The 24,963-nt window shown below is 68.5% G+C and carries 26 protein-coding genes; 15 read left to right on the plus strand and 11 right to left on the minus strand.

Translation table 11 applies throughout. The features are described 5' to 3' along the window. Positions 1 to 36: 36 nt before the first annotated feature. Positions 37 to 1,305, plus strand: coding sequence for an FAD-binding oxidoreductase (locus tag E0H45_RS12290; RefSeq protein ID WP_131337127.1), 1,269 nt, complete (start codon positions 37 to 39; stop codon positions 1,303 to 1,305). Between the two features lie 45 nt (positions 1,306 to 1,350). Here the strand turns inward: E0H45_RS12290 and E0H45_RS12295 are convergent, their stop codons facing one another. Further along, positions 1,351 to 2,259 carry a VldE C-terminal domain-containing protein gene (locus E0H45_RS12295; protein ID WP_238154930.1) on the minus strand — a complete coding sequence of 303 codons (909 nt, stop codon included), beginning with the start codon at positions 2,257 to 2,259 and terminating at the stop codon, positions 1,351 to 1,353. Between the two features lie 232 nt (positions 2,260 to 2,491). Beyond that, the gene (locus E0H45_RS12300; protein WP_131337131.1) at positions 2,492 to 3,139 is read right to left on the minus strand and encodes a TetR/AcrR family transcriptional regulator; all 648 of its coding nucleotides are present in this window, start codon (positions 3,137 to 3,139) and stop codon (positions 2,492 to 2,494) included. Between the two features lie 55 nt (positions 3,140 to 3,194). On the opposite strand from E0H45_RS12300, the gene E0H45_RS12305 reads away from it, so the two are divergent. Both E0H45_RS12305 and E0H45_RS12310 read left to right on the plus strand, forming a co-directional pair. Beyond that, a complete protein-coding gene (locus tag E0H45_RS12305) occupies positions 3,195 to 3,716 on the plus strand; it encodes an ester cyclase (protein WP_131337133.1) in 522 nt (173 codons plus the stop codon). A gap of 45 nt (positions 3,717 to 3,761) precedes the next feature. Beyond that, positions 3,762 to 4,529: an enoyl-CoA hydratase/isomerase family protein gene (locus tag E0H45_RS12310; protein WP_202872260.1), complete on the plus strand. Its 768-nt coding sequence runs from the start codon at positions 3,762 to 3,764 to the stop codon at positions 4,527 to 4,529. On the opposite strand, the gene E0H45_RS12315 is transcribed toward E0H45_RS12310, so the two are convergent. The 3 genes from E0H45_RS12315 to E0H45_RS12320 form a co-directional block, all read right to left on the minus strand. Beyond that, positions 4,500 to 4,862 (minus strand): YciI family protein, encoded by a 363-nt coding sequence (locus E0H45_RS12315; RefSeq protein ID WP_131337137.1) that lies wholly within the window; start codon positions 4,860 to 4,862, stop codon positions 4,500 to 4,502. The genes E0H45_RS12310 and E0H45_RS12315 overlap by 30 nt on opposite strands. 70 nt (positions 4,863 to 4,932) lie before the next feature. After that, positions 4,933 to 5,088, minus strand: coding sequence for a DUF6131 family protein (locus tag E0H45_RS42425; RefSeq protein WP_165546417.1), 156 nt, complete (start codon positions 5,086 to 5,088; stop codon positions 4,933 to 4,935). A 10-nt stretch (positions 5,089 to 5,098) separates the two neighbouring features. Next, positions 5,099 to 6,523: an MFS transporter gene (locus E0H45_RS12320; protein WP_131337139.1), complete on the minus strand. Its 1,425-nt coding sequence runs from the start codon at positions 6,521 to 6,523 to the stop codon at positions 5,099 to 5,101. 180 nt (positions 6,524 to 6,703) lie between these two features. Between E0H45_RS12320 and E0H45_RS12325 the strand changes: the two genes are divergently transcribed. The 3 genes from E0H45_RS12325 to E0H45_RS12335 are packed head-to-tail and all read left to right on the plus strand — an operon-like array spanning position 6,704 to position 8,965. After that, the gene (locus E0H45_RS12325; RefSeq protein ID WP_238154995.1) at positions 6,704 to 7,057 is read left to right on the plus strand and encodes a YciI family protein; all 354 of its coding nucleotides are present in this window, start codon (positions 6,704 to 6,706) and stop codon (positions 7,055 to 7,057) included. After that, complete coding sequence (locus E0H45_RS12330; protein ID WP_131337143.1) at positions 7,054 to 8,280, plus strand: RNA polymerase sigma factor; 1,227 nt, start codon at positions 7,054 to 7,056, stop codon at positions 8,278 to 8,280. The genes E0H45_RS12325 and E0H45_RS12330 overlap by 4 nt, the downstream gene beginning before the upstream one ends. A 19-nt stretch (positions 8,281 to 8,299) precedes the next feature. Next, the gene (locus E0H45_RS12335; protein ID WP_131337145.1) at positions 8,300 to 8,965 is read left to right on the plus strand and encodes a hypothetical protein; all 666 of its coding nucleotides are present in this window, start codon (positions 8,300 to 8,302) and stop codon (positions 8,963 to 8,965) included. 29 nt (positions 8,966 to 8,994) lie between these two features. Here the strand turns inward: E0H45_RS12335 and E0H45_RS12340 are convergent, their stop codons facing one another. From E0H45_RS12340 to E0H45_RS12360, 5 genes are all read right to left on the minus strand, one after another. Next, positions 8,995 to 10,791 (minus strand): HNH endonuclease signature motif containing protein, encoded by a 1,797-nt coding sequence (locus tag E0H45_RS12340; RefSeq protein WP_131337147.1) that lies wholly within the window; start codon positions 10,789 to 10,791, stop codon positions 8,995 to 8,997. Positions 10,792 to 10,881: 90 nt separating this feature from the next. Continuing rightward, positions 10,882 to 11,433, minus strand: a complete 552-nt coding sequence (locus E0H45_RS12345; protein ID WP_131337149.1) for a DUF4240 domain-containing protein — start codon at positions 11,431 to 11,433, stop codon at positions 10,882 to 10,884. A gap of 56 nt (positions 11,434 to 11,489) precedes the next feature. Next, on the minus strand, positions 11,490 to 12,884 hold the full coding sequence (locus E0H45_RS12350) for a hypothetical protein (RefSeq protein ID WP_202872261.1): 1,395 nt from the start codon (positions 12,882 to 12,884) through the stop codon (positions 11,490 to 11,492). A gap of 113 nt (positions 12,885 to 12,997) precedes the next feature. Beyond that, complete coding sequence (locus tag E0H45_RS12355; RefSeq protein WP_202872262.1) at positions 12,998 to 13,942, minus strand: aldo/keto reductase; 945 nt, start codon at positions 13,940 to 13,942, stop codon at positions 12,998 to 13,000. 29 nt (positions 13,943 to 13,971) lie between these two features. Then, positions 13,972 to 14,775 carry an alpha/beta fold hydrolase gene (locus E0H45_RS12360; protein ID WP_131337153.1) on the minus strand — a complete coding sequence of 268 codons (804 nt, stop codon included), beginning with the start codon at positions 14,773 to 14,775 and terminating at the stop codon, positions 13,972 to 13,974. 78 nt (positions 14,776 to 14,853) lie between these two features. On the opposite strand from E0H45_RS12360, the gene E0H45_RS12365 reads away from it, so the two are divergent. Continuing rightward, the gene (locus E0H45_RS12365; protein ID WP_202872263.1) at positions 14,854 to 15,504 is read left to right on the plus strand and encodes a TetR/AcrR family transcriptional regulator; all 651 of its coding nucleotides are present in this window, start codon (positions 14,854 to 14,856) and stop codon (positions 15,502 to 15,504) included. On the opposite strand, the gene E0H45_RS12370 is transcribed toward E0H45_RS12365, so the two are convergent. Continuing rightward, positions 15,484 to 16,560 (minus strand): LacI family DNA-binding transcriptional regulator, encoded by a 1,077-nt coding sequence (locus E0H45_RS12370; protein WP_238154931.1) that lies wholly within the window; start codon positions 16,558 to 16,560, stop codon positions 15,484 to 15,486. The genes E0H45_RS12365 and E0H45_RS12370 overlap by 21 nt on opposite strands. A gap of 195 nt (positions 16,561 to 16,755) precedes the next feature. On the opposite strand from E0H45_RS12370, the gene E0H45_RS12375 reads away from it, so the two are divergent. The 8 genes from E0H45_RS12375 to E0H45_RS12410 all read left to right on the plus strand — a co-directional run bounded on the left by E0H45_RS12375 (position 16,756) and on the right by E0H45_RS12410 (position 24,960). Further along, on the plus strand, positions 16,756 to 17,835 hold the full coding sequence (locus E0H45_RS12375; protein ID WP_238154932.1) for a sugar ABC transporter ATP-binding protein: 1,080 nt from the start codon (positions 16,756 to 16,758) through the stop codon (positions 17,833 to 17,835). Between the two features lie 10 nt (positions 17,836 to 17,845). Next, the gene (locus tag E0H45_RS12380) at positions 17,846 to 18,178 is read left to right on the plus strand and encodes an L-rhamnose mutarotase (RefSeq protein ID WP_131337157.1); all 333 of its coding nucleotides are present in this window, start codon (positions 17,846 to 17,848) and stop codon (positions 18,176 to 18,178) included. After that, positions 18,175 to 19,338: an L-rhamnose isomerase gene (gene rhaI, locus E0H45_RS12385; protein WP_131337159.1), complete on the plus strand. Its 1,164-nt coding sequence runs from the start codon at positions 18,175 to 18,177 to the stop codon at positions 19,336 to 19,338. The genes E0H45_RS12380 and rhaI overlap by 4 nt, the downstream gene beginning before the upstream one ends. Continuing rightward, a complete protein-coding gene (locus tag E0H45_RS12390) occupies positions 19,335 to 21,374 on the plus strand; it encodes a bifunctional aldolase/short-chain dehydrogenase (RefSeq protein WP_131337161.1) in 2,040 nt (679 codons plus the stop codon). The genes rhaI and E0H45_RS12390 overlap by 4 nt, the downstream gene beginning before the upstream one ends. Positions 21,375 to 21,383: 9 nt before the next feature. Continuing rightward, complete coding sequence (locus E0H45_RS12395; protein ID WP_131337163.1) at positions 21,384 to 22,784, plus strand: L-fucose/L-arabinose isomerase family protein; 1,401 nt, start codon at positions 21,384 to 21,386, stop codon at positions 22,782 to 22,784. Continuing rightward, the gene (locus E0H45_RS12400; RefSeq protein WP_131337165.1) at positions 22,781 to 24,205 is read left to right on the plus strand and encodes a rhamnulokinase; all 1,425 of its coding nucleotides are present in this window, start codon (positions 22,781 to 22,783) and stop codon (positions 24,203 to 24,205) included. The genes E0H45_RS12395 and E0H45_RS12400 overlap by 4 nt, the downstream gene beginning before the upstream one ends. Positions 24,206 to 24,210: 5 nt before the next feature. Beyond that, complete coding sequence (locus E0H45_RS12405) at positions 24,211 to 24,453, plus strand: helix-turn-helix domain-containing protein (RefSeq protein ID WP_130386717.1); 243 nt, start codon at positions 24,211 to 24,213, stop codon at positions 24,451 to 24,453. A gap of 63 nt (positions 24,454 to 24,516) precedes the next feature. Beyond that, on the plus strand, positions 24,517 to 24,960 hold the full coding sequence (locus E0H45_RS12410) for a hypothetical protein (protein WP_131337167.1): 444 nt from the start codon (positions 24,517 to 24,519) through the stop codon (positions 24,958 to 24,960). Positions 24,961 to 24,963 lie beyond the last annotated feature (3 nt).

Genomic DNA, 24,963 nt, shown 5'->3' on the forward strand with positions numbered 1-24,963 from the left:
GGGCAGGAAGCGGATACGGCGAAGGAGCGGGATCAGATGTCTACGCAGGCGATTGCAGCGGTTGCCAGTGACCTCGTGGCGGGACTGCTGGGGGCGGGTTTCAACGGTGCCGTCCGGCTGCCCGGAGAGCCGGAGTACGACGAGCAGCGGCGTTCGGTGATCCCCTCGGTGGACTCGCGCCCGCTCGTGGTCGCCGAGGCGTACGGGCGGACCGACGTACAGGCAGCGGTGCGGACCGCCCGCGAGTACGGCGTACCGATCGCTGTGCAGGCGACCGGACACGGCACTCGGGTGCCTGCGGACGGCGGGATCCTGCTGAAGACAACACAGATGACCGGCGTACTGGTCGACCCGGAGCGCCGGATCGCCAAGGTCGCGCCGGGCGCCCGCTGGGGTGCGGTGCTGGATGCCGCGCGGCAGTTCGGGCTCGCACCGCTGTCCGGGTCGCACCGCGACGTCGGCGTCACCGGGTACACGCTGGGCGGTGGAGTGGGGTGGCTGGCCCGTAAGTACGGGTTCGCGGCCGACAGCGTGATCCGCGCCGAGGTCGTCACCGCCGACGGCCGCACCGTCACCGCGAGCGCCGAGCAGCACCCGGACCTGTTCTGGGCGATCCGCGGCGGCACCGGAAACTTCGGCATTGTCACCTCACTGGAGTTCCGCCTGTACCCGGTCCGCGAGGTCCACGCCGGCATCGTCTACTACGGCATCGACCGCGCCGCCGCGATCCTCCGCCGGTACCGCGACTGGACCGCCACGATCCCCAACGAACTCAGCACCGCGGTCGTCCTGACCCGCGTCCCCGGCACCGAGCAGCGCGCCGTCGCGATCAAGGTCCTGTACGCCGGACCGGCCGAGCTGGCCGAACACCTGCTGAAGCCGCTGTTCGAGGTCGCCGGTCCGCGCCTCGCCGGTGAGCTGCAGACGATCGAGTACGCCGACGCCGCGATGGGCGGCACGCCCGCTCGCCACCTCGACTTCCTGGACACGCTGACGGACGAGGTGATCGACGTGGTCACCGAACTCGAGGACGCGATGGTCGAGATCCGCCACTGGGGCGGCGCGATGGCCCACCCGGGTCCCGGCGCCGGACCGATCGGTCACCGTGAGGCGTCGTACTCAGTGATCATCGACCGCGAGGTCGTGGGCCTACCCACGTCGGGACGGACGTTCGTGAACTTCCTCGGCGACCCGGGATGCGCGGACACGGCGTACGACGCGGCGGACCTGGAGCGGCTGCGCGCGGTCAAGCGGGCCTACGACCCCACGAACTTCTTCCACCTGAACGCCAACATCAAGCCATAGAAAAACGGCCCGGGTCCCCGCCCCGGGCCGTTTTCCTTGCGTCGATCAGACCGTGCCGGAGTTTCCGTAGACGCTCACGTGCACGTGGTCGTAGTGGTTCGCGGTCGCGCCGCCGCGGTCCTCCATCGCGCGCCAGCCCTCGCTGCTGCGCTGGACCGTCCAGATGTGCTGCTGCCAGATCAGCTGGCTGACGCCGAGCTTCTTGTAGTTGGCCTTCAGCCAGTCCGCGACCTCTTGGCCCTCGGAGCCGCTGACCATGATGTCGAGCGCGCGGCCGCTGGAGTGCTCCGACCCGGAGTCGCCGGACCGCAGCCCGCCGTACGACGAGATGTCGGGGAACTTCGCGCAGATCGCCCGGTGCACCCGGATCGCGTCCTGGGTCAGGCCGTCCTCCACCGCCGAGCCGGACTCGCAGGCTGCCTGCGAGATCGCCCCGGACACAGTGGCGACCGGCTTGGTGGCGGACAGGTACTGCGACTTCACCCAGCGGGACTTGCCGTCGCTGACCACCTCGGCCCAGATGCCGTCGACCTTGCCGGAGACCGAGACCTTGGTGCCCTTCGGCAGCACGTCCAGCAGCAGGCCGGTCAGCGGCAGCGACCAGAGGTTCACGTCGGTGGTGGTGTACTTCGTGCCGGTGATCTTCGGCGGCGTCGCATTCGCGTTCAGGTCCTGCGTCGCGCGGGTCTTCGCCGAGGTCGGCTTCGGGATCGGCGCCTGCTTCTTGAGGTGCTTGGCGGTCGGGCTCGCCTTCGGCTTGGGCGCCGCGGTCGGAGTCGTCGACGTGATGCTGATCGGCGGACGCAGGGCGTCCCGGCTGATCGTTGCGTCGCGCGACAGCTGCAGGGACGAGCTGGCGATCGACGGGTCGAGCTGAACGTGCTGGCTGGGAAGTGCGGCGGCCGAACCGGTGGCAACCATCGCCACTGCCGCGCCCGGAATCGCTACCTTCACGAGACCTGGCTGGATCATCTTGGAGCGCGACTGTCGGTGCCGCGCCTGTCTATGCCGTCCTGCAGCCACTTGTAGAACCCAATCTGCCGAGACCAAAACGTTATCGACCGGAGGAGTCAAGCACACTTCGCCGCGCCGGTTCGAATCGGCCCCTACTCTTAACGCATTACGAACATCCACCGGCTGGCGTCAGACGTGATCTGCCCGCTATTCGGATGTGACCGTTCCGAGATCAAACGCTTGGTCGGCAGATCGCCGTCGTGATCGCGGTCGCCACGTGGTCGCCGTACCGCTCCGGGCTCCAGTCGCGGAGCAGGACGAGCAGCTCGTAGAGCTCGACGGAGATGTACGTCCACAGGACGTCGGCGACCTCGTCGACGGTGATGCCGGGGCGGAGGTCGCCGGTCTCGAGCAGGTGTCGGCCGAACATCGTCATCCCGATCAGCCGCTCGTCGAGCAACGTCTGCCAGGTCTCACGGAGCGTCTCGTCGCCGTGCCGCCCGTCGCGGATCAGGATCTGGACCCGGGCCGACCGCTGCTGGCGCTGCACGAGACCGTCGACGTACCTCCGGATCTTCTGCTGTACGTCGGGCTCGTCCTGGACCGCGCGCGCCTCGGGGCGCTCCGCGATCGGGACCGGCTCGTCGTCGCCGGCGATGACGAAGTCGAAGACGGCTTTCGCCAGTGCTGCTTTGGTGCCGAAGCCCTTGTAGATGCTCTCCGGTGAGACGCCGGCGCGGCGGGCGACCGCACTGATCGTGGTCGCCTGGAAGCCGTCCGCATCGAACAGTTCCTGTGCTGCGACCACGACATCGCGCCGCCGCAGCCGGGCCCGCTCGCGGCGCGAGGTCGCGTCGTAGTTCCTCTTGACTTCCGCCATCACCGATCCGATGCTTTGAGTACAGTCACACTGTATCTAATTATTGGGGGATCTGATGAGTACAACAACACAGGCCGGTGACATCGCCGTCCGCAGCATCCTGATCATGGCCGACGGGGAGCGGTCCGACTTCGACGCACTGATCCACCCGGAGGCGAGGAACCGGGAGGACGTGGTGGGGCCGGCGGATGGCCGGGTGCGGGGACCGGCCGCCTTCTACGCGACCGCGCAGTGGCTCCGCGGCGCCTTCGAGGGCCTGTCGTACGAGATCCACCATGTGGTTGCCGATGGCAACCTTGTCGCGGTGAACTCGACCATGAAGGGCCGGCACGTGGCGCCGTTCGTCACGTATGCCGTCGACGGTTCGGTGGACACGGTCTTCCCGCCGACCGGCAAGACGTTCGCGGCCACGCAGTCGCATTGGTTCCGGATCGAGGACGGCATGGTCGTCGACCACTGGGCGAACCGCGACGACCTCGGGCAGGCCGAGCAGCTCGGCTGGGTCCCGCCGACCCCGGCGTACCTGTTCCGGATGGCCCGCGCGAAGTCCCGTGCCAAACGCGCCGTCCGGGTGTGATCCACGGCGCGGCGCCCGCGGGGCGGTTGCTGGTTGACTGCGCGGGTGGGATTTCGGATCGAGGGCGGGGCGGTCGCGCGGCTGGTGATCGATCGCGCGGCGAAGCGGAACGCGCTGACCCGCGCGATGTGGGCGGCCCTGCCCGGGCTGCTCGCCGACCTGGCGAGTGACGACGAGGTCAAGGTCCTGCTGGTGACCGGCGAGGGCGCGAGCTTCTCCGCCGGTGCCGATATCCGCGAGTTGATCTCGGGTGCCGACCCGGCCGATCCGATGGCCGAGCTGCGGGCGTCCAACCTGCAGGCTCAGGTGGCGTTGCGGGAGTTCCCGAAGCCGACGATCGCGGTCGTCCGCGGTCACTGCATCGGCGGCGGCCTGGAGATCGCGGTGAACTGCGACTTCCGGTTCGCCGCGCGGGACGCGAGCTTCGGCGTCACACCGGCCCGGATCGGCGTCGTCTACCCGCCGGCCGCGATCAAGGTGCTGCTCGACCTGGTCGGTCCGGCGACCACGAAGTACCTGCTCTTCAGCGGTGAGCTGCTGACCGCGGACCGGGCCGAGCTGAAGGGCCTGGTCGACCGCGTGGAGGACGATCCGATGGCGGCGGCCGAGGCGTTCGCTGACACGCTCGTCTCCCGGTCGCAGTTGACGATCCGCTCGGCCAAGGAGTCGGTCAACGCGCTGCTGTCCGGCGAGGACGGAGACGCGGCAGCGGTACGGCGGTATCGCGAGACGATCGCCTCGGGTGAGCTCGCGGAAGGTATCGAGGCCTTCACACAGAAACGCTCACCGAAGTTCGTCTGGCATCCCCGATGAGATCAGGGTGCCGCGGAGCTCGACCCGATCGTCGACCGCGACAGAGACCCGGCCGGCGATCTCCTGCGCGTGCTGATCGTCGGGCGCGTCGATCAGGAAGAACCCGGCCAGTTGCTCCTTGGCCTCACCGAACGGGCCGTCGGTGACGACCTGCTGACCTTCCCGGATCTGCACGATCCGGCCGTCCTCCGGCGGCCGCAGCCCTTCCGAGCTGACCAGTTCACCAGACTCGGCGAGCTCCCGTTCGAGCCGCATCAACCGCTCCAGGGCCGCGTCGTCGTCCGCGGTCCACACCCGGTCGACGCTCCGAAAGATCATCACGACGTACTTCATGGGCCACACGGTAACCACCAGCGCCGACAGAACCCCGCGGATGTCCGCGGGGTTCTGGTGCGCGCGCCGATCAGTACCAGTGCCTTCGGCCGCCGACCGCGCGGCCGGTGGCTCCGAGAAGCCACAACACGGCTCCGACCAGGAGCAGCACGATGCCGATGGTCCACAGGATCGAGATGTTGAGCACGAACCCGAGGATCAGCAGAATCAGTCCGAGGACCAGCATGGAACCTCCTTCAACTGGGCCGCCTGACGGTGGCCACAGACGTCCGGTGCCCACGTCCAGGGGCCCGAACCTCCAACAGTCGTTTGAGCAGGAGACAGCCGGCGAGGCCGATCGCGAGGAAGATCCACACCGTCGCGAACGCGATTCGGTAGCCGTGGGTGAGGGCGACCGGCGTGATTCCCGACGTACTGGCAGTGGCTACGGCGGAGACTGCCGCGACGCCGACGGCTCCGCCGATCTGGAAGCTGGCGTTCTGCAGTCCGGACGCAACACCGGCGTCTTCGCCCGCGACGTCGCTCAGCGAGGCGATCGAGCCGGCGACCGTACCTGCGCCCAGTCCGGCACCGAAGATCGTCAGCCCCCAGAAGGCCAGCTCGAAGTACCCAGAGGTCGCGGTGAGCTGAGTCATCAACGTCGTACCTAGTCCTGCGACCAGTAGCGACACGAAGGCGACCCGTCGCGGTCCGACTCGAGTGACGAGGTGCTGACCGACTATGGACGCCACGACCGCGGCTGCTGCGAGTACGGCGGACATGAAGCCGTAGCGGATCGCTGACGCACCCAGTGCGAGCTGTGCGTACTGCGTGTAGACGAAGTTGAGTCCGAACGCTGCCAGCCCCCAGCTGATCGTGATGAGGTTGCCGCCGACGAGTGCGCGTGAGTGGAAGATCCGCAGCGGTACGAGCGGTGCAGCCGAGCGCTTCTCCACTGCTACGAACAGTGCGAACAGAGCCGCGGAAGCGAGCACCAGGAGCACGGTCCGCGTCGCCGACGACTCAGGTGCCTCAATGACGGCGTACACCAGGACGATGAGGGCTGCGGTGACGGCGATGGCACCGGCCACGTCGAACCCGCGGCGTCCCGGTCCGCGGCTGTCCAGCAGCAGTACGGGCGCCAGTACGACGACCAGCACGCAGACCGGCACGTTGATGAAGAAGATCCACTGCCAGCCGAGTCCGTCCGTGACAGGTCCGCCGACGAGCGAACCCGCCGTACCGCCGACCCCACTGGTCGCGCCCCAGATCCCCAGCGCCTTGTTGCGCTCCGGACCGGACGGGAACGTGGTCATGACGATCGACAAGGCACTCGGAGCCAGTACGGCGGCCGCCGCGCCTTGCAGCCCGCGTGCGAGGACCAGAGCGTCACCACTCCACGCGAAGCCACAGAGAAGAGAGGATCCCGCGAACAGCAGCAGTCCGGTTATGAAGACGCGCCGGCGACCCAGCAGGTCGGAGATCCGGCCGCCGAGCAGCAGGAGGCCGCCGAACATCAGCCCGTACCCGCTGGGCACCCACTGTGCGCCACCGGTCGAGAAGGTCAGCTCCCGCTCGATCGACGGTACGGCGACCAGCACGATCGACGCGTCCAGGATGATCATGAACCCGGTCAGACAGAGCAACGCCAGCGCGAACCAACGCTTCGAATGCGAAACCATCAGGCATCTCCAGTACGGCGGGACGCCCCGGCTGAGCGTCACTCGGTAGAGACGTCGGTGCCGACCGGGTGTACTTCGACATTCCGGATCTGTCGAAGTACGGCGTACCTGCTTCGACGTACCTGTTAACTGGGGGTCACAGCGGCCTCCACTCGGGACAGGATGGTGACTGTGAAGTACATGCTGCTGATCTACAGCAACGCCGAGAGCTGGGCGGGCCTGTCGGCCGAGCAACGCGACGGGCTGGCCGAGGCGCACGAGACGCTGTCGCGAGAGCTGACCGAGCAGGGCCTGCTGGTCAGTGCCGCCGGTCTGGCCGACCCGATCACCACACGGACCGTTCAGGTGCGTGACGACACCACGACCACGACGGACGGGCCGTACGCCGAGGCGAAGGAGCACCTGGCCGGGTTCTACCTGGTGGAGTGCGACGACATCGACCAGGCGATCGCGTACGCGGCCCGGATGCCGGACGCGGAGTACGTCGCGGTCGAGGTGCGACCGGTCATGGACACGTCTGGGCTAGAGATGTGAGTGGCTTCGAACTGCTGCTGCGGGAGCAGACGCCGCAGGTGCTCAGTGCGCTGGTCCGGCACTACGGTCACTTCGACCTGGCCGAGGAAGCGGTCCAGGAGGCTCTGCTCGCGGCCGCGCAGCAGTGGCCGACCGAGGGCGTGCCGGACAACCCCCGTGGCTGGCTGATCCGGGTCGGGTCGCGGCGGCTCACCGATCTGCTCCGCAGTGAGTCGGCCAGGCGCCGGCGTGAGGAGAACGCGGCACAGCTTGCCGCTCCGGAGGAGTTCGTCGCGTCAAGCCCGGAGATCGACGACCCGGGTGGTAGAGACGACACACTGACCCTGCTGTTCCTCTGCTGCCATCCGGCGTTGTCGGCGGCGTCGCAGATCGCACTGACCTTGCGTGCGGTCGGTGGTCTCACCACCGCACAGATCGCGGCCGCGTTCCTGGTGCCGGAGGCAACCATGGCGCAGCGGATCAGCCGGGCGAAGCGGAGCATCAAGCAGGCGGGCAGTTCGTTCGAGATGCCGCCGGAGGCGGAGCGGGACGAGCGGATGGGCGCCGTACTGCATGTCCTCTACCTGATCTTCAACGAGGGCTACACGGCGTCGTCAGGTACGTCGTTGCACAGTGCGGAGCTGACTACCGAGGCGATCCGGCTGGTGCGTGGCGTGCGGAAGCTGCTGCCGGACGACGGTGAGGTGGCGGGACTGCTGGCCCTGATGCTGCTGACCGACGCGCGGCGAGCGGCACGGACCGGTGCGGACGGGACACTGATCCCGCTGGCCGAGCAGGACCGCTCCAAGTGGAACCGGGCCGCCATCGTCGAGGGGGAGGCGATGGTGAGCGATGCGTTGTCGCGGACGCAGTTGGGGCCGTACCAGGTCCAGGCGGCGATCGCTGCGGTCCATGGCACGGCTGAGAGTGCTGACGACACGGACTGGCGGCAGATCGTCGCGCTGTACGACGTACTCGAGCAGCTGGTCGACAACCCGATGGTGAAGCTCAACCACGCGGTCGCAGTAGGTATGGCGGTCGGCCCCAAGGAGGGGCTCGCCGTACTCGAGCCACTTGAGGCGGACGACCGCATGAACCACCGGCTCGAGGCTGTCCGCGCGCATCTGCTCGAGATGTCCGGTGACGCCGCCGCTGCGCGGGAGAGCTACCTGCTGGCGGCCCGCCGTACGACGAGCATGCCGGAGCGGAACTACCTGCAGTCGAAGGCGGACCGGCTGACCTGAGGTCGCGTAGGTTGGATGTGTGGATCTCACCAGGGCCTCACTCCTCCGGGAGATGCTGACCGGCACCGAACTGGGTAGCCGGACCACGGAGTTCGGCTATGCGCTGCGACGCTTCACCACCAGGCGCAGCGGGCTGATGCTGTTCGGACCGGTCGACGACGAGCCCTGGCACCTGACCGCACACCTGGACGACGAGCTGCACCGGGCCGGCGTAGAGGACCTGCGGCCATCGCTGGTCCGCTGGGCGCCGCCCCCGGACGCACCACCGCACCTGGCGATCGGTCTGGACCGCCTGCGGGACGCAGGTCGTGGTGAGTCGTTGCTGGTGGTTGCCGAGGACGCACCGGCCGACACGTTGCTGGAACGGATCAGCGACGTACGGCGACGCGGTACGACGATCTTCAGTATCGGAAACGGCAATACCGAGCTAACGTCCCTTAGCCACGAAACGCTCGTACCCGAACTGCTGGTCCCGGACGGCTTCGGCTGGACGAGTCGATCGCTCGAGTACGAATACGACGAGCTGCAATCGGCGCTGACCGAGGTGGACTCGCAGACCGACGAGAGCTTCGAGACGGCCCAGCACCTGGTCAGCCTCGCCGCCGCAGACGAAGAGGCTGGCCGCTCCGGCTGGCGCCGCCGGCTCCGCAACGCCATCGAAAGACTCAGCGGCGAACCCGCCTGACAGAGCAGCGCGGCGGAGTTGGGTGTGGATCAGAAGGGTGGCGGGTCATCCGGAGACCGGCTGACAGAGTTGGGCGTGCCGGCGTGTGGGGTGATGGGGCCGCGGGCTGGTGGAACGGAGGTGTACCGGTGGCCTGTGGGCGCGGTGAGGGTCACTGAGCCGTCGGGGTGCGCGGTGCTCTTCCAGCCCCACGCCGGGGTGTCTTTGATGACGTGGTGGTACTCGCAGTAGGGCACCAGTCCGGTCAGGCTTGTCCGGCCGGATTGCTTGAACGGTGTGGCGTGGTCCCGGTCGCATTCACGCGAGGCGCGATTGCAGCCAGGCCAGGCGCAGACCGGGTGACGCGCCAACAGTGTCTCGGTGACCAACGCGCCAGGGTCGTGGCGGTGGGTGGATGCCTCGAGCACGCTGCCATTGACGGGGTCGGTGAGAAGTCGTCGCCAGGTGCCGTCACCCGCGATCCGGCGCGCCATATCCGCCGGAACAGGTCCGTACCCCGTCAGGTCGCAGGGGTCATCATCCACCCCGAGAAGGGTGGTTACCGGGATCAGGACTTCGATGTGGGGGCGTCGTCGGTGCTGGTCGGGTAGCCGGCGGCCGAGCCAGTCGAGACCGTTGTGCAGCATGTGCTCGAACACATCGGCTACCACGTCGGCCCGTCGCTGCTCGGCAGTCCGCTCGTCCCTCATCTGCTCACCAGGCTTCAAGCCGGCCGCGGTGGTGGTGTCGGCGATCGTGCTCGCCCCGAGTGTCGGGGTGTTCAGCTCGGTGGTGGTGTGCGCGGCGGTTCCAGTGCCTGTGGGCGCTCCGGGCATTCCGGGCATTCCGGGCATTCCGGGCCTTGTGCGGTCGCTGCCGGCAGTGCCCTCAGGAGCGTCGCTCGGGACGGGGGTGCCGCGTTTCGCGAGGTCGGCCATGGCTTGGACGACGACCCACATCTGCTGGATCTTGTCGGCGGTGTGCACGACCCACAGCCCGGCCATACCGTCGGCCAGGGGGACGATCTTGCAGGTGCGTTCGGTGACGGCGGCACGATGGCGGTCGGCGGCGTCCTGCGTGGTGTGTTTGGCGACCTGGCGGCGCAGAGAGGCGTTCAGGTTGGCGTGGGTCTGGCCCGGGGCGCGGCGCAGCACGTGTGCCTCGACGGCTTGCGCGGCGGTGTCCGGGAGGGCACGGGTGGCCTCGGAGATGGCCAGCGCCTTGGACCAGGTCAGGGCGCCACAGCGCAGTGCGGTATGGGTGGCCGGCAGGGTGCCGGTCAAATGGAGTGCTGTGTCGATGTGCCGGGCTGCGGTGTTGGTGGACAGTCGCAGTGCGGCGCCGACTTCTGCGGCCCAGGAGCGTTCGGGGTCGACCGGCCGGCCGGAGGAGTCGACCTGGGTGGGGCGGGGGATTTCGCGGGCTTGGGCCTTGCGTTGGCGGGAGAACGAGGCCATCGCGGCGGTCTTGATGGCTGCGGCCCAGGCTTCCATCCGGGCCGCGGCCTTCATCGCCTCGATCAGTGCGATCGGTGACTCGCACTGTGGCCGCAGCTCCTCCAATGCCGCTGCCAGCCCGGCTCCGGGCGGCAGGAAGACCCACGTCGGTGCCTTCAGCCGCAGCATCTCCCGCTCGGCCTCGTCCTGCTCGACCCCGGCCCATAGCTCCCACTCCAGCCCATCCACGCGCGACATCGGCGGCAGATCGTCGTACCAATCCTCCTCGCCCACATAGCGCGGAGGACGTGGATCACCAGGGTCAGGCAAGTCATCCGGCGGCACCAGCGCAGCCTCAATCCCGGCGAGTGCTTGCTCGCCGCGAAGCTGTTCGATCACCGCCGCCGTCATGGATCTATATTAGAACACCTGTTCGATTCAAGCAAGATGGCGAAACCGCCGAAGCGTCGCGATTCCGTTGTGAGAAAGGGAATCCTGGCGTCAGGCGTCGAGGTACAGGGCCGCGAGTCGCGGCAGGAGCGTCTGCAGATCGTCTTCGTCGTCGAAGTCGATCTCCTTGCCGGCGGGAAGGTCCGGGGTGTCCGGGGCGTCGCGGTCGACGGCCTTCCAGTACGCCGGCTCGTCGCCGGTCAGGTTCTTGTAGGCGTGACTGCCGACGTGCAGCATCCCTTCGCCGTCGAAGCCCTCGAACCCCTCCGGCCGGTCCTCGTCCACCACATCCGCGAGCGAGTCCGGATCGGTCAGCGCCGCGTCCCACACCTCCCGCCCTTGGGCGAGCAGCCAGCCCCGGAACGAGTCGAACCCGTCCTCCGAAGCGCCGGAGTTGATCAGGTACGCCGCCGCCCACAGATCCCACCGGTACGACTCGACCTGCAACCGCGCGAGCTCGGTCCCGAACCCGACGATCTCCTCGGCCTCCGCCGTACCCAGAACCTTGGTCAACGCGTCCGCAACCCCGTCCGGATCAGCCACGGTGTCATCCACCGAGGCACGCGCATCCTCGACCAGACCCCAGAACGAATCCCTGTCCACCCCCAAACCATCTCACCGACCCCGGGTCCAACGGGAGCGCTGATTGAGGATGATCTTCAGATAGATGGCTCAGGTGTTCCAGGCCGGCTACCGGCCAGGCTCGGAGACGGCTGTCCAGCACTTTCCGTGTCCAACGGATCATCGGGAGCGTCCGGGCGGAGCACGTCGCCGTCCTCGGGCTGCCGACGGGTCTCTTCGGACCCGGCTCCGTCGGCTGACGACAGTTCGGCTCCGTCCTGTGACGACAACGCGGTGGACGTCAGCGACGGTCGTTCGTCCGAGGTCTCCGGTACGTCGCGCATTCGCGGCGGCGCGGCCGTCCAGGCGCGCAGGTCCTGCACTATGTCGCCGTAGAAGGAGTTGATCGCGTTCTCCACCGAGTCGATGAACGAGCCGCGGCCCCGCCCGCGTTTGCTGCCGATCGGTGATCCGAGTGCGATCCGGAACGACCGCAGGTCCTTCTTCGGGTCCTCGATGAGCAAGGCCGGCTGCTGACGGACAGCACGCAGCAACTCCGCCGTACCAGCCCCCCGACCATGCATCACGAACGCTTCGACCCTCGTCGCGTCCGGTGCGTGCCGGAGCTGGCGCAGCAGCCAGTTGACGCGCGTAGTCGCCCGGCCGTCCCGCGGTGCGGCGATGTCGACGTGACAGGTGACAACCCCTGCGCGGAGGTCGGTCGTGACGACCAGCGGCCCCACCGCGTTCGGGATGTTGATCGCTCCTTCGAGGGTCCCCTGCGTACTCATCGACTGCACCAGCGACTGCGACCGCAGTGCAGGATCGGCCAGCTCCTTTCGGGACAGCGCCGGCGTGACCTCGTCACCGAGCTTCCGGCCGAGTTGAAGGCTTACGTACGTGAGGAGCGCATCGAACCGAGCAGCAACCTCGGGTGCGCACTTGTCGCCGGGACGGAGTGTGCCAGAGGCAACGGCTTCCCGGGTCGTCACCCACGAGGGGCCCATGTCGTCGAACTGGAGCGCTCCTGACCGCGGATGCTCGAGGTAACGGATCAGCTCACCGAGGATCCAAGCCTGATCAGGATCGGCGACTCCCCGATGTTCCTTCTGCAGCACGGCCTCCGCGAGGACCATCGACCAGGACCAGTGGTGCAACGCGACCCGCTTGAGCTTCCGCTTGTCGACCTTGGTCGGATGCAGCCCAGCGACGGCCGGCATCTCGTTCGAGATGGTGATGACAGCGTCGAATCCCTGCTCACGGGCGATGTCGAGGTAGGCCTCGAGTTGCTCCGCGTCGAGTGCGTTGACGCCGGTCTTCACCTCGACGAGCGCTGTCCATTCCTTCTGGCCGCGCCGCGAACGGAGAAGTCCGTCTGGATACAGGCGCCGCTCACCCAGGTAGAACGGCACCTCTATGTAGGTCTCCAGTTGTGCTGCCGGTGCTCCCAACGGCTGCGTCAGAACCCGCCCGAACTGGCGCACCGACGACATCACGGCGAGCAGAGCGGAAGTCGCCCGGCGCTCCTGTTCGTCGGCACCGTTGATTTGAGCACGCGCCCTACGCCTCTCGTTACGCAACGTGAAGGGGCGGCGAAATCTGGTCTCTACCAGACCTCGCCGAGTTGTTGGTGTTGTTCGGGGGTTAGGGACAGGTGGGCGCCCTCGAGGGCGGTGGTGAGGTAGTCGGGGGTGCTGATGCCGACGATGGGGGTGATGGCGGGGGTGCCTCCGGTCAGCCAGGCGAGGACTACTGCGGAGCGGGTGGTGTTGAGGGTGGTGGCGAGGTCGGTGAGGGCCTCTAGGCGGCGGGTGGTGCCGGGGTGGTCGAAGGCTGGGTCGATGGGGCGGTCGGCGCGGTTCTCGTAGGCGCCGGACATCAGCGGGCTGTAGGCGAACAGCTGCTGCTCGGGGTTGTTCTCTGCGTAGTCGAGGACCTCGTCGGTGATCCAGCCGAAGCGGTGGTCGTGGGCGTGGTCGCGGACGAACGGCCGGGGCTGCAGGTACGAGTAGCGCAGCTGCAGCGCGCTCGGAGCCATCACGCCCAGCTCACCCGCCAGACCGCGCATCCGCTCCGCCCGCCACAGTGCGTAGTTCGACAGCCCGAGGCGCCCGATGGTGCCGGCCGCAGCGTGCTTACCGAACGCAGCGACGGTCTCCTCCTGCGGAGTGGACCTGTCGTCGCGGTGTGCCCAGTAGAGGTCGATGTGGTCGACACCGAGGCGGCGGAGGGACGTCTCGAGCGCGGCGTCGATCGTCTGGGCGCCCAGGCCTTCCGAGTGCTCGGGGTAGCTGCCGGGCCAGAGCGGTTCGCACCCGACCTTGGTTGCCAGCTTGATCCGGGCCCGTACGCCGGGCCGCTGCGCGAGCCATCTCCCGAGCAGCTCCTCACTCTGTCCACCGTGTCCGCTCGGGTCCTGCCAGAACGCGTAGCAGTTCGCGGTGTCGATCCACTCCCCGCCAGCGTCCACGTATGCATCCAGCAACCGGAACGAGGTCTCCTCGTCGATCCGCGTCCCGTACTCCATCGCGCCCAGCGCAAGATTCAGCATGCGCAAGAGCCAACAAGCTGGAGCGCGGACTAGGTCAAGCCTGCGAACTCCCGCAGTACCGGAGCCAGCGTCGCGGGCTCGGTCCCGTGGTTCTCGCCGGGGATCGCCTTCAGCGTCGCGGTAGGCAGGTGCGCGGCTACGGCCTCGGCGCCGGCCGAGAGTGCGGGCCAGGTCTTGTCGCCGTGCAGCACCAACACGGGAACCTTCACGTCGGCCCAGCGGTCGGCAGGCAGCGGGTTACCGGACATCGTGGTCCCCATGATGCGGCCGTCGTACGAGATCGTGTGCGCGATCTCCTCGACCGGCGCCCAGTACGGCGACTGCTTCATGCCCGGGATCGCCTCCGCGGGCATCATTGCGGCCGCGGTCATGAAGAGCTCGGCGGCCTTGTCGCGCCGCCCCTCGGCGACGAACGCGTCGAGCTGCTCGACGTAGTCGGTCGGCAGCGGCGGCCGTACGTCGCCGACGACGACCGGCGGCTCGAACAGCGCCAGCCCGGCGATCGGCAGCCCTGCGGCCGCGGCATCGAGCGCCAGCAGGCTGCCGGACGACCAGCCGAACACGATGGCCGGCTGGCCTGCGTCCTCGATCAGCGCCGCGATGTCCTCGATCTCGCGCTGGATCGCGTACGGCGCGGTGTCGCCGCTCTCGCCGCGCCCGCGCCGGTCGTACACGTACGTCCGGAAACCGTCGCTCAGCAGCTTCCCGACCTCGGCGTTCAGCGGGTTCACGGCCCGGTGTGCGGTCGCCCCGTCGACCAGGATCAGCGGTCTGCCCTCGCCGTACGCCTCGAACGCGATCGTGGTGCCGTCGGCCGATGTCACGGTGCTCATGGTTCGTTCCCCTCTCCGTTAAGAACTAGACCGTACAGTACTCGTCAGAGAACTGGACTGTCTAGTATGATTTTCCGCATGGAGCAGGCAGAGATCGAGGGACGGACGCCCCGCAAACGCCGCGCGATCCTGGCCGCCGCGACCGAGGTGTTCCTCAGCCACGGGTACCTCGGCGCGAGCATGGACGAGGTGGCGGCCAAGGCCGGCGTCTCCAAACAGACCGTCTACAAGCAGTTCGAGAACAAGGAGCGCCTGTTCGCCGAGATCGTCCTCGGCACCAGCGACCAGCTGCTGGACGGCCTCCAGCAGGCGTACGTCGACACGCTCGAAGGTGCCGCCGACGCGCGCGAAGCCCTGCGTGCGTTGGCGCATCGCCTGCTCCAGAGCCTCACCGCCGACAGCGTCCTGCAGCTCCGCCGGCTCGTGATCGCCGAGGCGGACCGGTTCCCCGAGGTGTGCGGCGCCTGGTTCAACAGCGGCTTCGAGAAGTCCCTCGATGCGCTCGGGCAGGCGCTGAGTCGATTGAGCGATCGCGGTCTGCTGCGCGAGCTCGACGACCCGACGCTGGCGGCGTACCAGTTCGCCGGTCTGGTGATGTACAAGCCGATGAACCGCGCCATGTTCGCAGGCACCCGGCAGCGCCCGAAGCCCGGTGAGCTCGAGAAACTCGCCGACCAGGCAGCCGAGGTCTTTCTAGCGGCCTACGGCCTAGAGCGTTCCGCGCGTTGACGTGCGGACCACGAGCTCCGGCGTGAATGTCACGCGCTGGTGTTCGTGGTCCGGGTTCGACGACTCGTCCAGCAGCAACTCCGCGGCCGTCCGGCCGAGCAGCTGCCGCGGCTGACGTACTGACGTCAGCGGTACGGCGGCCGCCTCCGCGAACTCGATGTCGTCGTACCCGACGATCGCGAGATCCTCCGGAACGCGCAGTCCGAGACTCACGCACTGTTGCAGCAACCCCAACGCCAGCAGGTCGTTCGCGCAGAACGCGGCCGTCGGCCGGCGATCCGCCGGGAGTCCCGCAAGTCGTTGCCCTGCGCCCCTACCTTCGGCGACCGTGAGTGCACCGGTGGTCAACTCGATCAGGTTCGTGGTCGGTTTCCCGGCGGTCCGCAGTGCGCGGCGGGCGCCGTCGCGGCGGTCGATGACCTGCCCGATCGTGTTCGGCCCGCCGACGTACGCGATCCGCTCGTGGCCGAGCTCCAGCAGATGCGAGATCGCGAGCTCGCCGCCGAGTACGTCGTTCACCGCGACCGAGCAGTGCGAGGCGTCGTCGAGCGCACGGTCGACCACGACCACCGGCGTACCGCGCGACGGCAGCTTGCGCAGGCGGGACGAGTTCTGGTCGATCGGCGTGATCAGGATGCCCTGGACGCGTTGCTGCTCGAGCAGATCCAGGTACGCCGCCTCGCGGTCGGCGTCCTCGCTGCTGGTACAGAGGAACACCGAGAGGCCGGCCGCCTGCGCCGCCTCCTCGACGCCCTTCGCGACATCGGTGAAGAACGGGTTGCCGGCGTCGAGCATCACGTACGCCAGGATCCGGCTGGAGCCGGCCCGCAGTTGGCGCGCCGACTCGTTCCGGACGAAGCCGAGCGAGGCCATCGCGGCCTCGACCTTCGCCCGGGTCAGCGGACTGACCACCTCAGGACGGTTCAGGACGTTGGACACGGTCCCCAGCGAGACGCCGGCGGCCGCGGCGACGGCCTTCACCCCGGCCGCGTGCGGCTTCGGCGCGCGGCGTCGCCGGGTGCGCTCGGGCAGGGCTTCCGCATCGTCGACCGACACGAGAACCTCCCTCCGCACTTGAAACGTCTTAGCGGCCGCAGAATACCCGCTCCCTGCGGAGTCTCCGCAGTACCAGTCCGGGATCGGCCGCAAATCCCGGGCAGCCTCTTGACGGCCCCCAGCCCGCAAGCTTAGCGTCGGGGCACTCTCTTGAAACCTTTCATCCAAAACTCCTGGCCCGGGACGGAGGTGACCATGTCCGACGGTGCGCCGATCCTGCGGGTGCGAGAGGTGTCGAAGTCCTTCGGAGCGGTCGCCGCCGTCCGGGACGTCTCCTTCGACCTGTACGGCGGTGAGGCGCACGCCCTGGTCGGTGAGAACGGGGCCGGGAAGTCAACGATCGTGAACATGCTGGCCGGCGTGCACCGCCCGGACGCCGGAGCCATCGAGCTGGGCGGCCATCCGCAGGACCTGACTACCCCGGCCGACGCCAAGGCCGCCGGGATCGCCGTCATCTACCAGGAGCCGACGCTCTTCCCGGACCTGTCCGTCGCGGAGAACATCGCGATGGGCCGCCAGCCGCTGGGGCGTTTCAAAACCATCGACCGGGCCGCGATGGTCCGGCAGACCGCCCAGCTGTTCGCCCGGCTCGGCGTGTCGATCGATCCGAACCGTCCGGCCCGCGGCCTGTCGATCGCCGACCAGCAGCTGGTCGAGATCGCCAAGGCGCTGTCCGCCGACGCCCGCGTGGTCGTGATGGACGAGCCGACCGCGGCGCTGACCGGCGTCGAGGTCGAGCGCCTGTTCGCGGTCGCCCGCTCGCTGCGCGACGACGGCGCTGCGGTCATGTTCATCTCGCACCGGTTCGAGGAAGTCACCGCGCTCTGCCAGCGGGTCACGATCATGCGCGACGGCCGGCACGTCTCGACCGACCTGCTGAGCGACCTCACCGTCGACGGGATGGTCCGCAAGATGCTCGGCCGCGACCTCGGCGCCCTCTTCCCCAAGCAGGACGTCGAACCCGGCGCGGTCGCCGTCAGCGTCCGTAACCTGACCCGCGACCCGGTGTACGTCGACGTATCGTTCGACGTCCGCGCCGGCGAGATCGTTGCGCTGGCCGGCCTGGTCGGATCCGGCCGGTCCGAGGTCGTGCAGTCGATCTCCGGCGTCGATCCGCGCGACTCCGGCACGGTCGAAGTGGGCGGCAAGATCCTCCCGCCGGGTTCACCGAAGCGGGCGATGGCGGCCGGTGTCGCGCTCGTACCGGAGGATCGTCGCCAGCAGGGCCCGCCGACCGAGTTCACCGCCGCCAACATCGACCAGTTCAACTTCTGAGGGCGCCTTCGTGAATCGCTACTGCTTCTGCCTCCAGGTCCGCCCGGACCGCCTGGACGAGTACGTCGACCGGCACCGCGACGTCTGGCCTGACATGCAGGCCGCGCTGCGGGACTCGGGCTGGCACAACTACTCGCTCTTCCTCCGCGACGACGGCCTGCTGATCGGGTACGTCGAGTCCGAGGACCTGGAGGCGGCGCAGAAGGCGATGGCGGCGACCGATGTCAACACCCGCTGGCAAGCCCAGATGACCGAATTCTTCACAGGTATAGACGGCCGGCCGCCGGACGAGTCGTTCCTGCTGCTGCCCGAGATCTTCCATCTGAAAGAGGACCAACCATGACGACCGAAGCCGTGAAGGCCGCCCTCAGCCGCCAGGAGATCGAGCTGCCCTCGTGGGCGTTCGGGAACTCCGGCACCCGGTTCAAGGTGTTCAGCCAGCCCGGGGTGCCGCGGTCGCCGGAGGAGAAGATCGCCGACGCGGCCGTCGTCCACAGGTACACCGGGGTCGCGCCGAGCGTGGCGCTGCACATCCCCTGGGACAAGGTCGAGGACTACGGGGCGCTGGCGGCGTACGCCAAGGAGCAGGGTGTCCGGCTCGGGGCGATCAACAGCAACGTGTTCCAGGACGACGACTACAAGCTGGGCAGCGTCACCAACCCGGATCCCGCGGTCCGCCGGAAGGCCACCGACCACCTGCTCGAATGCGTCGACATCATGGACGCGACCGGGTCCCGCGACCTGAAGCTGTGGTTCTCCGACGGCACCAACTACCCCGGTCAGGACGACATCCAGGACCGTCAGGACCGGCTCGCGACCGCGCTGAGGGAGGTGTACGACCGGCTCGGTGACGACCAGCGGATGTTGCTCGAGTACAAGCTGTTCGAGCCGGCCTTCTACACCACGGATGTGCCGGACTGGGGTACGTCGTACGCGCACTGTCTCGAACTGGGGCCGAAGGCCACGGTCTGTATCGACACCGGGCACCACGCACCGGGGACGAACATCGAGTTCATCGTGGCGTTCCTGCTCCGGACCCAGAAGCTCGGCGCGTTCGACTTCAACAGCCGGTTCTACGCCGACGACGACCTGATGGTCGGGGCCGCGGACCCGTTCCAGCTGTTCCGGATCATGAACGAGATCGTCCGCGGCGACGCGCTCGACCCGGACCGCGGGATCGCGTTCATGCTCGACCAGTGCCACAACATCGAGGAGAAGATCCCCGCGATCATCCGCTCGGTGATGAACGTCCAGGAGGCCACCGCGAAGGCGCTGCTGGTCGACCGCGACGTACTGCGCAAGGCCCAGCAGGAGGGCGACGTACTGGGTGCGAACGCGGCGCTGATGGATGCCTACAACACCGACGTCCGGCCGCTGCTCGCCGAACTGCGCGAGTCGCAGGGCCTGGACGCGGACCCGGTCGCGGCGTACAAGCGCAGCGGCTACTTCGAGCAGATCACCAAGGACCGAGCCGACGGCCAGCAGGCCGGATGGGGAGCATGAGAGTGAGCGACACTGCAGCCGAGCTCGTTGCGCGTAGCAACCGACTGGGTGCCGATCCACGCAACACGAACTACGCCGGCGGAAACACGTCGGCGAAGGGTACGGAGACCGATCCGGTCACCCAGCAACCCGTCGACCTGCTGTGGGTGAAGGGGTCCGGTGGTGATCTGGGCACGTTGACCTCGGCAGGCTTGGCTGTGCTCAGGCTCGACCGGTTGAACTCGCTCGTCGACGTGTACCCGGGCGTGGACCGTGAGGACGAGATGGTCGCCGCGTTCGACTACTGCCTGCACGGCAAGGGCGGAGCGGCGCCGTCGATCGATACCGCGATGCACGGGCTGGTCGATGCCCCTCATGTCGACCATCTGCACCCGGACTCCGGGATCGCGCTGGCGACTGCGGCGGACGGCGAGAAGCTGACCGCGGAATGCTTCGGCGACCGCGTGGTGTGGGTGCCGTGGCGGCGCCCCGGGTTCCAGCTCGGGCTGGACATCGCGGCCGTGAAGCGGGACAACCCGCAGGCCATCGGCTGCATCCTGGGCGGCCACGGCATCACCGCGTGGGGCAACACGTCCGAGGAGTGCGAGGCGAACTCCCTGGAGATCATCCGTACGGCGGAACGCTTCCTGGCCGACCGCGGTGTCGCCGAGCCGTTCGGCGCGGTCGTCTCCGGCTACGAACCCCTGCCGACCGACGAACGTCGCGCCCGGGCCGCCGCACTCGCACCCGTCATCCGTGGGCTCGCGTCGACGGACAAGCCCCAGGTCGGGCACTTCAACGACTCCGACGTCGTGCTCGAGTTCACCGCCCGGGAGAGGCTGGCTGAGCTGGCCGCGCTCGGTACCTCATGCCCTGACCACTTCCTGCGGACGAAGGTGCGCCCGCTGGTGCTGGACCTGCCGGCGACTGCTCCGCTGGAAGATGCGGTCGCGCGGCTGAAGGAGCTGCACGAGGCGTATCGCGAGGACTACGCGGCTTACTACAACCGGCACGCCGAGCCGGACAGCCCGGCGATGCGGGGCGCCGACCCGGCGATCGTGCTCGTCCCTGGCGTCGGGATGTTCAGCTTCGGAAAGGACAAGCAGACCGCGCGGGTGGCCGGCGAGTTCTACGTGAACGCGATCAACGTGATGCGGGGCGCCGAGGCGGTGTCGACGTACGCGCCGATCGACGAGCGGGAGAAGTTCCGGATCGAGTACTGGGCGCTGGAGGAGGCGAAGCTGCAGCGGATGCCGCGGCCGAAGCCGCTCGCTACCCGGGTCGCCTTCGTGACCGGTGGCGGGTCGGGCATCGGGAAGGCGATCGCGCAACGGCTGGCCGCCGAGGGCGCGTGCGTTGTCGTCGCGGACCTCGACCTGGCCGCGGCCGAGGCGGTGGCGAAGGAGATCGGTTCCACCGACGTGGCCGTCGCCGTTGGCGCGGACGTGTCGTCGGCGGACGCGGTCGAGGCCGCGCTGCGCGAGGCGGTGCTGGCCTTCGGTGGTGTCGACCTGATCGTCAACAACGCCGGGCTGTCGATCTCGAAGTCGTTGCTGGAGACAACGGAACGCGACTGGGACCTGCAGCACGACGTGATGGCGAAGGGCTCGTTCCTGGTCTCACGGGCGGCCGCAAAGGTGCTCATCGACCAGGGCATGGGCGGCGACATCGTCTACATCTCCAGCAAGAACTCGGTATTCGCCGGCCCGAACAACGTCGCGTACGGCTCCGCGAAGGCGGACCAGGCGCACCAGGTACGGCTGCTCGCGGCCGAGCTCGGCGAGTACGGGGTCCGGGTCAACGGCGTGAACCCCGACGGCGTCGTCCGCGGATCCGGGATCTTCGCCGGCGGCTGGGGAGCGAAGCGGGCCGCGGTGTACGGCGTACCGGAAGAGGAACTCGGTGCGTACTACGCGCAGCGGACCCTGCTGAAGCGTGAGGTGCTGCCGGAGAACGTCGCGGCCGCGGTGTTCGCGCTGACCGGTGGGGATCTGACTCACACAACCGGCCTGCACGTCCCCGTCGACGCCGGCGTGGCCGCCGCCTTCCTGCGCTAGGGGTGTCTGATGGTCAAGACTCGGATCGGGTTGGTCGCGGGCGGCTTGGGTGCCTACTGGCCGCAGTTCCCGGACCTGCTGCCGCAGCTGCAGGCGTCCGCGCGGCGGGTGTCCGAGCGGTTCTCGGCGCTGGACTGCGAGGTAGTGGACGTCGGGTTCATCTCCGATGCGCAGGAAGGTGCAGCGGCAGCGGAGAAGCTGCGGATGGCGGACTGCGATCTGATCGTCGGCTTCCTCACGACGTACATGACCGCGTCGATGCTGGTCCCGGTTGCCCAGCGGAGCGGGGCGCCGGTGCTGTTGCTGAACCTGCAGCCGACCGAGACGATGGATCACGCGAACTTCGACACCGGCGCCTGGCTCGCGTACTGCGGCGCCTGTCCGCTGCCGGAGATGGCGAACGCGTTCGAGCGGTGTGGGATCGACTTCCGGTCGGTGTCCGGCTACCTGGAGGACGAGCGGGCCTGGGCGCGGATCGACCGGTGGATCCGCGCCGCCGGAGTACGCGCCGCGCTGCGGCACGGGCGGCACGGCCTGCTCGGGCATCTGTACCCGGGGATGATGGACGTGATCACCGATCCGACGCTGGTGTCCGCGCAACTCGGCGGGCATGTGGAGATCCTGGAGATCGACGACCTCCGGGTACGGGTGGAGAAGGTCACCGACGCGGAGACAGCGGCCAGGATGGAGGTCGCCCGGGAGATCTTCACTCTCGACGACTCGGTGAAGGACGAGGACTTCCGGTGGGGCGCCACGGTTTCGGTCGCCCTGGATCGGCTCGTCGAGGACTTTTCCCTTGATTCGTTGGCCTATTACCACCGCGGGCTCGACGGCGAGACGCACGAGCGGGTCGCGGCCGGGATGATCCTCGGTGCTTCGTTGCTGACTGCAAGGGGTGTGCCGGCGGCCGGTGAGTACGAGTTGCGGACGTCGCTGGCAATGCTGGTGATGGACAAGCTCGGGGCCGGTGGATCGTTCACCGAGCTGCAGGCGTTGAACTTCCGCGACAACGTGGTCGAGATGGGGCACGACGGACCGGCGCATCTGGCGATCTCGGCGCGGAAGCCGTTGCTGCGAGGGCTGGGTGTGTACCACGGCAAGCGCGGGTGGGGCGTGTCGGTGGAGTTCGACGTACAGCAGGGGCCGGTGACGCTGTGCGGTCTGGGGCAGCGGCGGGACGGGTCGTTCAATCTGATCGCTTCCGAGGGGACCGTCGTACCTGGACCGCTGCTGCAGATCGGAAACACGACGTCGCGGGTGGACTTCGGGTGTGATCCCGGAGAGTGGACCGACGCGTGGTCGGCCTCCGGGGTCGCGCATCACTGGGCTCTAGGGACGGGGCACCGGGCTGCTGACCTGGCCGCAGTCGCCGATCTGATGCACCTCGACCTCACGGTGGTCGCGCCGTGAAGCGGGTAGCGGCGGTGGATCTCGGGGCCTCGAGCGGGCGGGTGATGCTCGGCGAGGTGGGCGCCGACGTCCTCGAGCTGCGTGAGCTGAACCGCTTCTGGAACGGTCCGGTGCGTGTGAGCGGCCGACTGCACTGGGACGTCCTGCACCTCCACCGCTCGATCCTGGAGGGTTTGCAGGCCGCGGGACCGCTCGACGGCATCGGCATCGACTCCTGGGCAGTCGACTACGGACTGCTCGACGAGAGCGGTCGTCTGCTGGGCAACCCCGTCCACTACCGCGACTCGCGCACAGACGGCGTGATGGAACGCGTCCTGTCGACGATCCCTGCAACAGAGCTGTACGCCGTCACGGGCCTGCAGCAGCTCCCGTTCAACACCATCTACCAACTGGCCGCTGAGAAGCTGCCGGTCGACGCAGCCAGGCTGCTGATGATCCCTGACCTGCTGGCGTATTGGCTGACAGGAGAGATCGGTGTGGAGCGGACGAACGCCTCTACTACGCAGCTGTACGACGTGTTGGCGCGGGACTGGAGCGACTCGCTGATCTCGAGGCTGGGATTGCCTCGCCGGATCCTCCCCGGGCTATTGGAGCCGGGCGATGTGGTCGGGACTGCACTTCCGGACGAGACCGGGTTGGCGCCGGGAATTCCGGTGATCGCTGTCGGGTCGCACGACACGGCTTCGGCTGTGGTCGCGGTGCCTGCGGTGGGTGAGCGGTTCGCATACATCTCCTCAGGGACCTGGTCGCTGGTCGGGCTCGAGCTCGATGCGCCGGTCCTGACGGACGACGCGCGCGAGGCGAACTTCACCAACGAAGGCGGCGTCGACGGGCGGACCCGGTTCCTGCGGAACGTGATGGGGCTGTGGATCCTGCAGGAATGCCAACGGGTCTGGGGCGATGACGACCTGCCCGGGCTGCTGCGAGACGCCGCCGGCGCGCCGCCGTTCGCCGTACTGATCGATCCGGACGCGCCCGAGTTCCTTGCGCCGGGCAACATGCCCGCGCGGATCGAGGAGCAGTGCCGGGCGACCGGTCAGGACGCGCCTCGATCTCGCGGCGCGGTGGTTCGCTGCATCCTGGAGAGCCTCGCGCTCGCCTACCGCCGGACGTTACGTGCCGCGCAGACGATCGCGGACCGAGAGGTCGACGTACTGCATGTGATCGGCGGTGGTTCGCAGAACGAACTGCTCTGCCAGCTCACCGCCGATGCGTGCGGCGTACCGGTCCTCGCCGGGCCCGTCGAGGCCTCCGCGCTGGGCAACGTCCTCGTCCAAGCTCGCGCTCTCGGCGAGCCCTTCCCGGACCTCAGCGCGATGCGCGCCCTGGTCCGGTCCACACACTCCCTGCGGCGCTTCGACCCGCAGGGTAAACCGGCCGACTGGGACGCCGCCGAGTCCCGGGTGTTCGGAACAAGGTGATCAGCATGACCGTCCTCCCCCAGGAACTTCGACCCCTCGCGCGACGGGTGCCGCCGCGCGAGATCAGTCACGACGACCTGCAACTCCTCCGGTTGCTCGCCACCGGCCTCCCGGTCGACGGCGTCGCCCGGCGCCTCGACCTGTCCGAACGCACCGTCCGCCGGCGCACCCGGCTGATCTGCGACCGCCTCGGCTTCAGCACCGCCATCGAAGCCATCGTCTGGGCCGCCCGCCGCGGTCTCGTCTGAGAGGGGATAGGCGGCGACGGCTCCGGGTACCGGGGGTCCTGATCATCGAGCCGAGGAGGACCGATGGACGGAATGACCATCGTCTGGATTGTCGTCGCGATCGCCGTACTGGTCATCGTGGTCGCACTGATCGCGAGCGCGATGTCGCGCAGGTCGCAACACCGGGCCGAGCAGCAGGCGTACGAGCACGAGCAGCAGGCGCGAGCGAGCGCGGCACAGGCCGAGAAGCAGCGCGCTGTGGCCGACGAGGTGGACGCGCGGGCACGCAAGGCGCAGGCTGCCGCCGACGAGAAGACAGCCGAGGCGCGCCGATTGTCGGCCGGTGCCACCGAACGGCGCGATGCCGCCGCCAACGCCCGCGCGGAATCGGACGATCATCGCACCCAGGCCCAGAACCTCTGGCCGGACGACGGCTCCCAGAACCGCGAGGGACAGCCGGTCGATCCGGACTGGGACGACGGCAGGCACCCGCACGACCCGCGGCACCCGAAGCACTCGCAGGGCTGAGAA

The sequence above is a fragment of the Kribbella soli genome, from assembly GCF_004331345.1.
GTDB classification, from domain to species: domain Bacteria; phylum Actinomycetota; class Actinomycetes; order Propionibacteriales; family Kribbellaceae; genus Kribbella; species Kribbella soli.